General features: G+C 73.2%; 11 protein-coding genes. 2 read left to right on the top strand and 9 right to left on the bottom strand.

The annotated features are described in order from the left end of the window. Positions 1-52: 52 nt before the first annotated feature. The 3 genes from ABD335_RS24230 to ABD335_RS24220 form a co-directional block, all read right to left on the bottom strand. A complete protein-coding gene (locus tag ABD335_RS24230) occupies positions 53-1708 on the bottom strand; it encodes a polyamine aminopropyltransferase (RefSeq protein WP_344327212.1) in 1656 nt (551 codons plus the stop codon). A 126-nt stretch (positions 1709-1834) separates the two neighbouring features. Then, on the bottom strand, positions 1835-2368 hold the full coding sequence (locus ABD335_RS24225) for a DUF2617 family protein (RefSeq protein WP_344327210.1): 534 nt from the start codon (positions 2366-2368) through the stop codon (positions 1835-1837). Between the two features lie 253 nt (positions 2369-2621). Next, entirely contained in the window at positions 2622-2843 is a 222-nt protein-coding gene (locus tag ABD335_RS24220; RefSeq protein ID WP_344327207.1) for a hypothetical protein, read from the bottom strand. Between the two features lie 531 nt (positions 2844-3374). Here ABD335_RS24220 and ABD335_RS24215 point away from each other — a divergent pair. Continuing rightward, positions 3375-4562, top strand: a complete 1188-nt coding sequence (locus ABD335_RS24215; RefSeq protein ID WP_344327205.1) for a pyridoxal phosphate-dependent aminotransferase — start codon at positions 3375-3377, stop codon at positions 4560-4562. Positions 4563-4690: 128 nt separating this feature from the next. On the opposite strand, the gene ABD335_RS24210 is transcribed toward ABD335_RS24215, so the two are convergent. Further along, positions 4691-5215 (bottom strand): type III secretion system chaperone family protein, encoded by a 525-nt coding sequence (locus tag ABD335_RS24210; RefSeq protein WP_344327202.1) that lies wholly within the window; start codon positions 5213-5215, stop codon positions 4691-4693. A gap of 188 nt (positions 5216-5403) precedes the next feature. After that, on the bottom strand, positions 5404-7998 hold the full coding sequence (clpB, locus tag ABD335_RS24205) for an ATP-dependent chaperone ClpB (RefSeq protein WP_344327200.1): 2595 nt from the start codon (positions 7996-7998) through the stop codon (positions 5404-5406). Between the two features lie 115 nt (positions 7999-8113). Between clpB and ABD335_RS24200 the strand changes: the two genes are divergently transcribed. Then, on the top strand, positions 8114-8536 hold the full coding sequence (locus tag ABD335_RS24200) for a pyridoxamine 5'-phosphate oxidase family protein (RefSeq protein WP_344327198.1): 423 nt from the start codon (positions 8114-8116) through the stop codon (positions 8534-8536). A 131-nt stretch (positions 8537-8667) separates the two neighbouring features. On the opposite strand, the gene ABD335_RS24195 is transcribed toward ABD335_RS24200, so the two are convergent. From ABD335_RS24195 to grpE, 4 genes are all read right to left on the bottom strand, one after another. Next, positions 8668-9507 carry a trypsin-like serine peptidase gene (locus tag ABD335_RS24195; protein WP_344327195.1) on the bottom strand — a complete coding sequence of 280 codons (840 nt, stop codon included), beginning with the start codon at positions 9505-9507 and terminating at the stop codon, positions 8668-8670. A 151-nt stretch (positions 9508-9658) separates the two neighbouring features. Continuing rightward, positions 9659-10135 (bottom strand): heat shock protein transcriptional repressor HspR, encoded by a 477-nt coding sequence (locus tag ABD335_RS24190; protein ID WP_344327193.1) that lies wholly within the window; start codon positions 10133-10135, stop codon positions 9659-9661. A gap of 6 nt (positions 10136-10141) precedes the next feature. Beyond that, positions 10142-11311: a molecular chaperone DnaJ gene (gene dnaJ, locus ABD335_RS24185; RefSeq protein WP_344327191.1), complete on the bottom strand. Its 1170-nt coding sequence runs from the start codon at positions 11309-11311 to the stop codon at positions 10142-10144. 33 nt (positions 11312-11344) lie between these two features. Continuing rightward, positions 11345-12073 carry a nucleotide exchange factor GrpE gene (grpE, locus tag ABD335_RS24180; RefSeq protein ID WP_344327189.1) on the bottom strand — a complete coding sequence of 243 codons (729 nt, stop codon included), beginning with the start codon at positions 12071-12073 and terminating at the stop codon, positions 11345-11347. Positions 12074-12138: the final 65 nt, after the last annotated feature.

The following is a 12138-nucleotide window of genomic DNA, read 5'->3' as shown; positions in this document are numbered from 1 at the left end:
CGCCCCATCGCGACCCCCGCCGCCGCTCCCGCCGCCGTCCCGTCTCCGGGGCTCACCCCTGGTAGCGCGGGTGCATCAGGGTGGAGGCGGGCAGCCCGGTGACGCGGCCGTCCTCCGCGCGCGCGGCGGCGCGGCGCAGGTCCGCCCGGTCGACGGCGCGCGGGCGCGGGCCGTCCGGGGCGAGGGCGAGGGGCGGGCCGGTGCCGCGGGCCGCCAGGACGAACCCCCAGTGGGCGGGCCGCTCGGACTCCGACAGCCGCACGCACCCGGGCCCGGTCCGGAAGCCGAAGCGCCGTCCGTCCACCGCGTAGGGGGTCGTGCCCAGGCCCGCGGACCGCACCGTGGCCTCCACCGTCCAGTACGCGCGCGGGAGTTCGGGCGGTCCGGCGTGCACCACCAGACGTCCCCGTTCGGCGAGGGACCGGCCCGCCAGGCCGAAGAACTCCTGGGAGTACGGCCGGGCGTCCGCCGAGAAGGCGGGGCCGGGCAGGTCGGCGACGACCACGTCGTACGGCGGGCGCCCGGAGCCCGGCCAGGCGCGCAGCCAGTCGAAGACGTCGTCGGTCTCGACCCGCACCCGGGGGTCGTCGAACGACCGGTGGTTGAGGTCTTCGAGGAGGGGGTCGGTGCGGGCCAACTCCACCATCCCGGAGTCGGGTTCCACCAGGGTCACCGCGTGGACGTCGGGGTAGCGCAGCACCTCGCGGAGCGCGAGCCCGTCGCCGTCGCCCAGGACCAGCACCCTGCCCCGCGGACCCGCCGCCATCGCCGGGTGGACCAGCGCCTCGTGGTAGCGCCGCTCGTCCAGGGAGCTCACCCACAGCCGGCCGTCGAGGAACAGGCCGATCCCCCGCCGTCCGGCCCGGTCGGTGTGGGGCCCGCCTTCGACGAGCACGATCCGCCGGGCGCCGGTGGTCACCGCCGCCCGCACCTCGCCGTCGTACACCGCCCGGCGCGTGGCGTTCTCGAAGGGACCGACGACGGTGGTGCCGGCGATCAGCAGCGCGGTGATCAGGGCGTTGGTCGCGAGCAGGACGCGGCGTGCGCGCCGGGACAGGTCCTGCCGGAACAGCCCCAGCACCATCGCGCAGCCCACGGCGGCGTTGACCGCCCCGACCACCAGGGCTCCCGAGAGCTGGCCCAGCAGCGGCAGCAGCAGGAAGGGGAAGGCGAGCCCGCCGACGAGGGCCCCCACGTAGTCCGCGGCGAACAGGTCCGCGACCGCCCCGCCCGGGTCCTGCTTCCGGATCCGCTGGATGAGCGTCATCAACAGCGGCATCTCGGCGCCGATGAGCACCCCGATGACCAGCGAGAAGCCGATCAGCAGCAGCCGGGACCCGCCGAACCAGGCGAAGTACCCGTACAGCACCATCGCCGAGCAGCCCCCGACCAGCGCCAGCAGCGCCTCGACCGCCCCGAAGCCGGCCGCCGCGCGGGTGCGCAGCCGCTTGGCGAACAGCGACCCCAGGCCCATGGCGAAGACCATCACCGACAGCACGACGGAGGTGTTGGTGACGGAGCCGCCGGTCAGGTAGGAGCCCATGGCGACGAGGACGAGTTCGTAGACCAGCCCGCAGGCGGCGCAGACGAAGACCGCGGTGAGGACGAGGAAGCGGCCGACCCCGGCCGGCACGGGCAGCCGGACCGGGGCGCGGCGCGGCGCGGGCTCGGTCGACCCCGCCGGTGCGGAAGCGGGCGTTTCGATCATGTCGGGAACGCTACGTGACCCCAAACGCGCAACCTGTCACCCACAAGGGTGCAATGGCTCGTACAGATGACCGCGCCGGCGTCTCGCGATCGGCTCCGCGTCCCGTCCGTCCGACACGCGCCGGACTCACAGGCCCACCGGCTCCGGCTCCCGCACCCGCATCCCCACGCGGGTGTGCGTCACGACGAGCCTGCTCTCCTGCGGGTAGGCGTGCCAGGTCCGCCAGTGCACCTGGCCGCCGAGGCGCTGCGCCAGCAGGGCGGTGAAGGCGTGGGGACTGCCGGGGAAGGTGCCGGCCAGACCGTGCGGGTGGTCCGCGACGAGCGCGAGGAGTTCCTGCGCGCGCCCCGCGAAGGAGCCGCCGGAGAGCTTCTCGACACGCGCCGCGAACGCGTACTCCCAGTCGTCGATCCGCTTGGACACGCCCAGCGGCAACGGTGTCCTGCTCCCGGGTATGCAGGCCACGGTCTCCGAGCAGGAGGTGCCGTCCGCCTCTTGGAGCAGCACTTGGTGGGAGGCGCCGAGCAGCCTCAACTGCACGCGGGCGCCGGACAGTTCGAGGTCCAGCTTCGCCAGCGCGGGCAGGGGCTCGCGGCCGAGCGCCCAGGCGAGGTCACCGGCGCGGGTGTCGGTGTACGGGGTCTTGAGGGTGGTGAGCATGGAACGGCTCCGCAAGCACGCAGTGAGAGTGGGCCGGCCCGCCCCCCGCGGAGGCCCGGAAGGAGCCCGAGGGGGCATCTGTCCGCCGGTCCGTGCCCACGTTCAGTCCGGGGCTACAGCAGTCACCGAATCACGGAACGCGCGACTCCCACAGACTTTTCACACAGTTTCGTCGGTTTTCCATACCAGCGGGGGTCTGCCAGGTCAGATGTTCTCCCCGCCGTTCCGCAACCGCCGTACGGGTGAACGAACATCAGCCACCGCCGCAACCGCCGCCGCAGCCGCCACCACCACAACCGCCACCGCCACCGCCACAACCGCCGCGGTGCGTCGAGCCGTTCCTCCCCGACGCACCGGACCGGAGCCACCAGGTGTCGGAAGAACCGCCGGCGGCCACGCGGCGGCGGCCGCGCCGCGCGAGCGCGAGCCCGCCGGCCACGAGCACCAGCGCGAGACCGAGCAGGAAGATCCTCATGACGCCCCCCTTGTCCACACGTCCCCCGGGTGGGACCTGGGGACACGATGCCCCGCGGTCGGCCGCGGCAAAGCGGAGTTGAGGAACTCCAGAGGAACGGACCGAGGGCGTCCGGAACGACCGTCAGCTTCCGCCGCAGCCGCCACCTCCGCCACCACAGCCACCGCCCCCGCCGCCGCAGCCGTGGGACGAACCACCGCCGTCGTCGCCTCCCCACCACGTGCCGACGGAGCCGCTGTCGGACGCACCGCCACCGCCGCCGCGGCGACGCCGCCGCTTCCGCCTGCCTCCCACCGCGGCCAGGGCGCCCACTCCGACGACCAGGCACAGAATCACCATCTCCACGGTGCCCCCCTTCCTTCCGCACGTCCCCCGTGCGGGGCTTGCGGACACGATGCCCCGGCGCCGACCTGCGGGAAACGGAGTTGAGGAAGTCCAGAGGTTCGCCGGGAACGCCCGCGGCGGCCGCCGGTCGGCGCGCCGGCCGTCCGGGCGCGGCGGGGTTGAGGAAGACCGGAGGTTCGGCGGAGGATGTCCGGCATGACCGCCTCCGGACGACCACTGCTCAACCGCCGCCTGGCCGCATTCGGCACGACGGTCTTCGCCGAGATGTCGGCGCTGGCCGTCCGCACGGGGGCGATCAACCTGGGCCAGGGCTTCCCCGACACCGACGGCCCGGAGGAGGTGCGGGAGGCCGCCGTCCGCGCCCTGCGCGACGGCCGCGGCAACCAGTACCCGCCCGGCCCCGGCGTCCCCGAACTGCGCGCCGCGATCGCCGACCACCAGCGGCGCTTCCACGGCCTGACCTTCGACCCCGACACCGAGGTCCTGGTCACCGCCGGCGCCACCGAGGCCATCGCCGCCACGCTGCTGGCCCTCCTGGAGCCGGGCGACGAGGTGATCGCGTTCGAGCCGTACTACGACTCCTACGCCGCCTGCGTCGCCATGGCCGGCGCCGTGCGCGTCCCCCTCACCCTCCGCGCGCCCGACTTCCGCCCCGACCTCGACGCCCTGCGGGACGCGATCACGCCCCGCACCCGGCTGCTCCTGCTGAACTCCCCGCACAATCCGACCGGCACGGTCCTCACCCGCGAGGAGCTGGCCGCGATCGCCGAACTGGCGGTGGAGCGCGACCTGCTGGTGGTGACCGACGAGGTCTACGAGCACCTGGTCTTCGACGGCGAGCACGTGCCGCTGATCTCCCTGCCCGGCATGCGCGACCGCACGGTCTCCATCTCCTCCGCCGGGAAGACCTTCTCCTTCACGGGCTGGAAGGTCGGCTGGGTCACGGCCTCCGCCCCCCTGGTCACGGCCGTGCGGACGGCGAAGCAGTACCTCACCTACGTGAGCGCGGGCCCGTTCCAGTACGCCGTCGCCGAGGCGCTGCGCCTGCCGGACGCGTACTTCACCGCCTTCCGCGAGGACCTGCGCGCCAAGCGCGACCTCCTCGCCGACGGGCTCGCCGAGGCGGGCTTCGAGGTCTTCCGGCCGCAGGGCACGTACTTCGTCACCACCGACATCGCCCCGCTCGGCGAGAAGGACGGCCTCGCCTTCTGCCGGAGCCTGCCGGAGCGGTGCGGCGTGGTCGCCGTCCCCAACGCGGTCTTCTACGACGACCCGGACGCCGGCCGCACCCAGGTCCGCTTCGCGTTCTGCAAGCGCGAGGACGTCCTGCGCGAGGCGGTGTCCCGGCTGCGGCGCCCGGCCGCCCGCCCGTGAGCGGGCGAAGGTGAGCGGGCGGAGGTGAGCGGGGCCCTCCGGACACCTCCGGACACGACGGGGCCCCGGACGCACGGGCAGCGCGTCCGGGGCCGTGTGGAAGCCTCGGAACCCCGTGGGGGGCCGGGTCAGTCCTCGTCGTCGTCGCCGGACTCCACGTCCTTGGCCAGGCCGAGCTGCTCCACGAGCCACCGGTCGAACTCGACCGACGCGCGCACCCAGCTCACCGTGCTGGACACGAAGTGCTCCAGCGAGACGCCGATGCCGATCAGCATCTGGGCCTCGCCGATCAGGCGGACCGTGCCGTCGTCGTGCGTGTGGCTGTAGACCTTCGGCCAGAGCGTGCGGCGGTTCCAGTCGTCGATCAGCTCCAGCAGACGGGGCTTGTCCTCGATGGAGTGCGGGCGGTCGTAGAACGTCCGGACGGAGAAGATCTGCTGCTCGTTCTCCCCCCGGAACATGAAGTAGGTGCGGAACTCCTCCCACGGCGCCGCGAGGTCACCCTCGTCGTCGACGACGTACTTCAGCTCCATCTGGTCGAGGAGCTGCTTGACCAGGTCCTGGTCGGGGACGATGGGACCGGCAGGCCCCGTCGGCTGCTTCTCGGGCTCTTGGCCCCCGAAGTTCGGAATCGAGGACGGGTCGATGCTCACCGTGGATTTCCCTTCATACGATTCCTGTCATCCTCCCCTACCCCGGCCCGGTGATGGCAAGCCCGGCCTTCCGGCCTCGTCCATCGGACTGGCGGGATCGTCCGATGCGGGGAGGGTGCGGAGACGCGAAGGGGCCACGGGGGCGGACCGCCCCCGTGGCCCCGGGCGCGTGCGGCGGCGCCGCGCCGTCAGCGCACCGCGCCGATGGCCAGGCCCTCCTTCTCCAGGTCCACGTCGACGCGGACGGTGTCGCCGTCGCGGACCTCGCCCGCCAGGATCTCCCGGGCGAGCTGGTCGCCGATCGCCGTCTGGACCAGGCGGCGCAGCGGCCGGGCGCCGTAGGCCGGGTCGTTGCCCTCCACCGCCAGCCAGTCCAGCGCGGCCTCGGAGACGTCGAGGGTGAGCCGCCGGTCGGCCAGGCGTCGGGCGAGGGCGTCGATCTGGAGCCGGGCGATGCGGCGCAGCTCCTCGCCGCTGAGCGCGGAGAAGATCACCAGGTCGTCCAGCCGGTTGAGGAACTCCGGGCGGAAGGCGGAGCGGACGGTCGCCATGACCTTCTCCCGCTTCTCCTCCTCCTTGGCGAGGGGGTCCATCAGGAACTGGCTGCCGAGGTTGGAGGTCAGGATGAGGATGGTGTTGCGGAAGTCCACCGTCCGGCCCTGGCCGTCGGTCAGCCGCCCGTCGTCGAGCACCTGGAGCAGGATGTCGAAGACCTCGTGGTGGGCCTTCTCCACCTCGTCCAGCAGCACCACGCTGTACGGGCGTCGCCGCACCGCCTCGGTGAGCTGGCCGCCCTCCTCGTAGCCGACGTAGCCGGGGGGCGCGCCGACCAGTCGGGCGACCGAGTGCTTCTCGCCGTACTCGCTCATGTCGATGCGGACCATGGCCCGCTCGTCGTCGAAGAGGAAGTCGGCGAGCGCCTTGGCCAGCTCCGTCTTTCCGACGCCGGTGGGGCCGAGGAACAGGAACGATCCCGTCGGCCGGTCGGGGTCGGAGACGCCCGCGCGGGAGCGGCGGACGGCGTCGGAGACGGCGCGGACGGCCTCGGTCTGGCCGATCAGCCGCTTGCCCAGCTCCTCCTCCATCCGCAGCAGCTTCCTCGTCTCGCCCTCCAGCAGCCGCCCGGCGGGGATGCCGGTCCAGGAGGCGACGACGTCGGCGATGTCGTCCGAGCCGACCTCCTCCTTGACCATGGTGTCCTTGCCGCTGGCCTCCTGCTCGGCGACGGACGCCTCCTCCAGCTCGCGCTCCAGGGCCGGGATCTCGCCGTACAGCAGCTTCGAGGCGGTCTCGAAGTCGCCGTCGCGCTGGGCGCGCTCGGCCTGGCCGTGCAGCTCGTCGAGCTTCTCCTTCAGCTCGCCGACGCGGTTGAGGCCCCGCTTCTCCTTCTCCCAGCGGGCGGTGAGGCCGCGCAGCTCCTCCTCGCGGTCGGCCAGCTCCCGGCGCAGCCGCTCCAGCCGCTCGCGGGAGGCGGCGTCGCTCTCGTTGGCCAGGGCCAGCTCCTCCATCTTCAGCCGGTCCACGGCGCGCTGGAGCTCGTCGATCTCCACGGGCGAGGAGTCGATCTCCATCCGCAGCCGGGAGGCGGCCTCGTCCACCAGGTCGATGGCCTTGTCCGGCAGGAAGCGGGAGGTGATGTAGCGGTCGGAGAGGGCGGCGGCGGCCACCAGCGCGCCGTCGGAGATCTGCACCTTGTGGTGCGCCTCGTAGCGCCCCTTGAGACCGCGCAGGATCGCGACGGTGTCCTCGACGGTGGGCTCGGCGACCAGCACCTGCTGGAAGCGGCGCTCCAGGGCCGGGTCCTTCTCGATCCGCTCGCGGTACTCGTCCAGCGTGGTGGCGCCGACCATGCGCAGCTCGCCGCGGGCCAGCATCGGCTTGAGCATGTTGCCCGCGTCCATCGCCGAGTCGCCGCCGGCGCCCGCGCCGACGACCGTGTGCAGCTCGTCGATGAAGGTGATGATCCGCCCCTCGCTGGACTTGATCTCCGCCAGGACGGCCTTGAGCCGCTCCTCGAACTCGCCGCGGTACTTCGCGCCGGCGACCATCGCGCCCAGGTCGAGGGCGACCAGGCGCTTGTTCTTCAACGACTCGGGGACGTCGCCCTTGACGATGCGCTGCGCCAGGCCCTCCACGACGGCGGTCTTGCCGACGCCGGGCTCGCCGATGAGCACCGGGTTGTTCTTGGTGCGCCGCGAGAGGACCTGCACCACGCGGCGGATCTCCTGGTCGCGGCCGATGACGGGGTCGAGCCGGCCCTCGCGCGCGGCGGCGGTGAGGTCGGTGCCGAACTTCTCCAGGGCCTTGTAGGTGCCCTCGGGGTCGGGCGTGGTGACGCGCTGCCCGCCGCGGCCGCGCTCGAAGGCGTCGAGCAGCCTGGCGGCGGTGGCGCCCTGCCGCTCCAGGAGCGTGGCGGCCTGTCCGCCCTTGGCGGCCAGGCCGATGAGCAGGTGCTCGGTGGAGACGTAGGCGTCGCCCAGTTCCTTGGCGCGCTGGGTGGCGTCGGCGATGACCGACAGCAGCTCGCGGTCGGGCTGCGGCCGGGCCACGGTGGAGCCCTGCACGCTGGGCAGTGCGGCCAGCAGGCGTTCGGCGCCGGACCGCAGGGCGGCCTGGTCGGCGTCGACGGCCGCGAGCAGGTCCTGGATGTTCTCGTTGTCCCGGCCCTCCAGAAGGGCCAGCAGCAGATGCGCCGGGGTGATGTCCGGGTGGCCCCCGGTGAGGGCGCGGTTGTCGGCCGCGCTGATCGCGTCCCGGCTCCTGTTCGTCAGCTCGGCGTCCACGGGTGCGTGCTCCTCCTCCTGCTGTCGCCAACTCTGCACTCAAGAGCATGCAGTAAGTTGAGTCTATTCCACTCAAGGCGCGGGTGGGAGGGGAAAACGGGATAGTTTCCGGATCATGGCCACCGAATCACGGCGGGACCCCCGACACCCGGAGGACGCCTACCTCGCCTTCTGGCGCGAACGCCACCTGTGCACCCTGACCACCCTGCGGCCCGACGGGACGCCCCACGTGGTCCCGGTCGGCGTCACCTACGACCCCGAGGCGGGCCTGGCCCGGGTCATCACCCGGCGCGGCAGCGCCAAGGTCGCCAACGTCCTGGCCGCGTCCGAGCGCCCGGAGGGCGCCCGGGTCGCCGTCTGTCAGGTGGACCGGGGACGCTGGGCCACCCTGGAGGGCACCGCGACCGTGCGCACCGACCCCGACGCGATCGCCGACGCGGTCGCCCGGTACGCCGAGCGCTACCAGCGCACCCCGCGCCCCAACCCGGAGCGGGTGCTGATCGAGATCGCCGTGGACCGGGCGATGGGCACCGTCTGACCCGTACGGCGGGCTCCGCCCCGACACACCACCGCACACGCCCCCGACACACCACCGCACCGCCGGCGTTCGACACCGGCGGTGCGGCTGCGCGAGCGGCCCGACGGGCGCGCGGGCCCGGGGGCGGGGCCTCAGCGGACGGCGGTCCCGCCCGCGGCCTGGAGCAGCTTCCGCGCCTCCTCGGGGAGGGGACGGCCGAGCACCCGGCCCCGGTCGTCACCGACGGACATCACGGCCACGATCGTCCCGGACTGGCTCTTCGCGTCGTAGTCCTGGAGCCACGGACCGCCGCTGGACCCCTGGGTGAGGTCGCAGGACTCCAGCAGCAGCCCGCCCACGTTGGGCTTCTGGGTGTCCCGGTCGGTCAGCAGGGTGGGCGTGCCCGCGCAGTGGCCGAGCGCCTCGCCGTCGTACGGCGCCGCGGCCGGGTAGCCGAGGGCGACGGTCCGCTTGGCGGGGTCGACGGGCTCGAAGTCGATCCGGTTGCCCCCCACCTGCTCCTCGATCGTCCGGCCGTTCTTCTCCTCGACGGTCAGGAACGCGTAGTCGTACGGCAGGGCCTCGGGGAGACGACCGCGCTTCCAGGCGGACTCGACGTGCGCGGACGTCACCCGCCAGCCGACCCGCGCGACGTTCGCGGTGCCGTGGTGGTCGTATCCGGGGACGAACCAGGCTTCTTCCCAGCGGGGCTCGCCGGGGTTGTGGACACAGTGCGCGGCGGTGACGACGACGCTTCCGTTGGGGGCGTCCACGACGGCTCCGGAGCAGGTGAGCAGCTGCCCGTCCGCGTAGGTCCCCACGAGCTTTCCGACGGTCCTGACGGTGCCGTGGGGCCAGGGCGCCTGCACCGTGCCGGCCGTGCGCTCCGCCGTGGGGGCGGGCGCGGGCGGGGTGAGGGGCGCGGCTCCCAGGAGCGCGGCGGAGGTGGCGACGGTGACGACTGCGGCGATGACGGCGCGTATCTTGTCCATGCCTTCACGCTGCGCCCCGATTGGGCCATATGGCCATCCGCACACCGCCGGTCGGGTGACCGGGAGGCGGCCGTCCGGGCGATTCGGACGGCCGCCGCCGGACGACCCGACCCGGACGGGCCGGCGGTCGTGCCGCTCCGACGGCCTCCGGTCAGTCCACGGCCCGCTGGGGGCGCCAGACCACCAGCGCGCTGGACTGCTGCACGTCCTGGTAGGGGACCAGGTCGCGGCGGTAGGACGCGTGCACCTGCGCCTCGCGCTGGCGCATGGCCAGTGCCGCGCCCTCCAGGGCCTGCTGGAGCTCGGCCACCTGGGCCTGGAGGGCGGCGACCTGGTTCTCCAGTTCGATGATGCGCTTGATGCCCGCGAGGTTGATGCCCTCGTCCTGCGACAGCCGCTGCACCTGCCGCAGCAGCTGGATGTCGCGGGCCGAGTAGCGCCGACCGCGCCCGGCGGTGCGGTCGGGGGAGACGAGCCCGAGACGGTCGTACTGGCGCAGCGTCTGCGGGTGGAGCCCGGAGAGCTGGGCCGCGACCGAGATGACGTAGACCGGCGAGTCGTCCGTCAGCTCGTAAGGGTTGTTGCGTGCCCGTCCCTGACCCTGTCGTCCGCGGCCGTGCCCGTCCATCTTTCGTCAGTCTCCCTTCGCGGCCTTGAACAGCGCCGCCCGCGGGTCCTCGCCCGCGGTCGCGTCACGGTAGGACTCCAGCAGGTCCCGTGCCTTGTCGCTCAGGTCCTTCGGAACCGTCACTTCTATGGTGACCAACAGGTCGCCCCGAGTTCCATCCTTGCGCACCGCTCCCTTGCCGCGGGCGCGCATGGTCCGGCCGCTCGGCGTACCGGGCGGCAGCCGCAGGGTGACCGGCGGGCCGCCCAGGGTGGGCACCTTGATCTCGCCGCCGAGCGCCGCCTCCGGGAAGGTGACGGGCACGGTGACCGTCAGGTTGTCGCCCTTGCGGCCGAACACCGGGTGCGGTTCGACGTGCACCACGACGTAGAGGTCTCCGTTCGGTCCGCCGCGCTCGCCCGGCGCTCCCTTGCCCCGCAGCCTGATCCGCTGGCCGTCCGAGACCCCGGCGGGGATGCGGACCTGCATCGTGCGCGAGCTGGTCGCCCGGCCGCTGCCCTTGCAGACCTCGCACGGGTTCTCGGCGATCAGCCCGCGGCCCTTGCAGTCCATGCACGGGTCGGTGAGCGAGAAGCCGCCCCCGCCGCCGCGGCTGACCTGCCCGGTGCCGACGCAGGTCGGGCACACCCGGGGGGTGCCGTTCCTGTCGCCGGTGCCCGAACAGGCCTTGCACGCCGCGGAGCTGGACATCCGCAACGGCACCGTGGCCCCGTCCACCGCCTCGGTGAAGCTGAGCGTCACCTCGGACTCGATGTCCTGGCCGCGGCGCGGCTGCGTGCGCGTTCCGGCGCCGCCCCGCCCGAACAGACCGCCGAAGACGTCCCCCAGGCCGCCGCCGAAGCCGCCGGCCCCGGCGCCGCCCGGGGCGCCCCCGAAGAGGTCGCCCAGGTCGAAGTTGAAGCCGCCGGCCGCTCCCGGGCCGGTGCGGAACCCACCGGCGCCGAAGAGCGCGCGTGCCTCGTCGTACTCCTTGCGACGCTTGGGGTCGCCCAGGACGTCGTGCGCCTCGGAGATCTCCTTGAAGCGCTCCTCCGCCTGGCGGTCGCCCTTGTTGGCGTCCGGGTGGTACTCGCGGGCGAGCTTCCGGTACGCCTTCTTGATCTCCGCCTCGGTGGCGTCCTTCGGGACGCCGAGGACCTTGTAGTAGTCCTTCTCCACGAAGTCCTTGGTACTCATCCCCGGCGTCCCTCCTCTCGGTCTCTCCTCGCGTCAGCCCTGCTCGGGGCCACCGCTCTCCTCATCAGGTGCCGCTTCCGCCTGCTGTGACTCGACCGGCGCCGCCGACGACTGGGACGACGGCTGTGCGCCCGGCTGCGGCTCGGCGACGCCCACCCGCGCCGGGCGGATGGTGCGTTCGCCGATGCGATACCCGGGCTGGAGGATCTGCACGCACGTCGTCTCGGTGACATCCGGAGAATACGAGTGCATCAGGGCCTCGTGCACCGTCGGGTCGAAGGGCTCGCCCTCCTTGCCGAACTGCTGCAGGCCCATCTTCGCCACCACCATCTCCAGCGACTCGGCCACCGACTTGAAGCCGCCGACCAGTTCGCCGTGGTCCCGGGCGCGGCCGATGTCGTCGAGCACCGGCAGCAACTCGGTCAGCACGTTGGCGACCGCGACCTCCTTGACCGCCACCCGGTCCCGTTCGACCCGACGGCGGTAGTTGGAGAACTCCGCCTGGAGCCGCTGGAGGTCCTGGGTGCGCTCGTTGAGGGCGCTGCGGGCCTGGTCGAGCTGGGCCGTCAGGGCCGCCACCGCGCCGCCGTCACCGGGCTGGTCCTCCGGACCCGCCTCCTCGGCGGGTCCGGAGGGCTGCGCCGCGGCGTCGGCGGGCTGCTGCTCGCCCTGACCGCTCGGGTCGTGCTGCCCCTGGGGGCGGGCGGCCGGGTCGGTGGGGACGTCGGGTTCCTGCTCGAAACCCGGGGTCTCCTCCGTCACGCTGCATCACCCTTGTTCGACTTGTCGTCGTCGACGATCTCGGCGTCCACCACGTCGTCGTCGCC

Origin of the sequence: Streptomyces macrosporus (assembly GCF_039533145.1) — a bacterium.
Taxonomy (GTDB): domain Bacteria; phylum Actinomycetota; class Actinomycetes; order Streptomycetales; family Streptomycetaceae; genus Streptomyces; species Streptomyces macrosporus.
The sequence above is the reverse complement of the archived record's forward strand: the minus strand, read 5'-3'. Positions and strand labels throughout refer to the sequence as shown.

Bases quoted from the DNA above. Each gene is read 5' to 3' on its own strand.
- ABD335_RS24220 (WP_344327207.1), bottom strand. From the start codon at position 2,843: ATGAGGATCTTCCTGCTCGGTCTCGCGCTGGTGCTCGTGGCCGGCGGG.
- ABD335_RS24195 (WP_344327195.1), bottom strand. From the start codon at position 9,507: ATGGACAAGATACGCGCCGTCATCGCCGCAGTCGTCACCGTCGCCACC.
- ABD335_RS24230 (WP_344327212.1), bottom strand. From the start codon at position 1,708: ATGATCGAAACGCCCGCTTCCGCACCGGCGGGGTCGACCGAGCCCGCG.
- ABD335_RS24225 (WP_344327210.1), bottom strand. From the start codon at position 2,368: ATGCTCACCACCCTCAAGACCCCGTACACCGACACCCGCGCCGGTGAC.
- ABD335_RS24200 (WP_344327198.1), top strand. From the start codon at position 8,114: ATGGCCACCGAATCACGGCGGGACCCCCGACACCCGGAGGACGCCTAC.
- ABD335_RS24215 (WP_344327205.1), top strand. From the start codon at position 3,375: ATGTCCGGCATGACCGCCTCCGGACGACCACTGCTCAACCGCCGCCTG.
- ABD335_RS24190 (WP_344327193.1), bottom strand. From the start codon at position 10,135: ATGGACGGGCACGGCCGCGGACGACAGGGTCAGGGACGGGCACGCAAC.
- dnaJ (WP_344327191.1), bottom strand. From the start codon at position 11,311: ATGAGTACCAAGGACTTCGTGGAGAAGGACTACTACAAGGTCCTCGGC.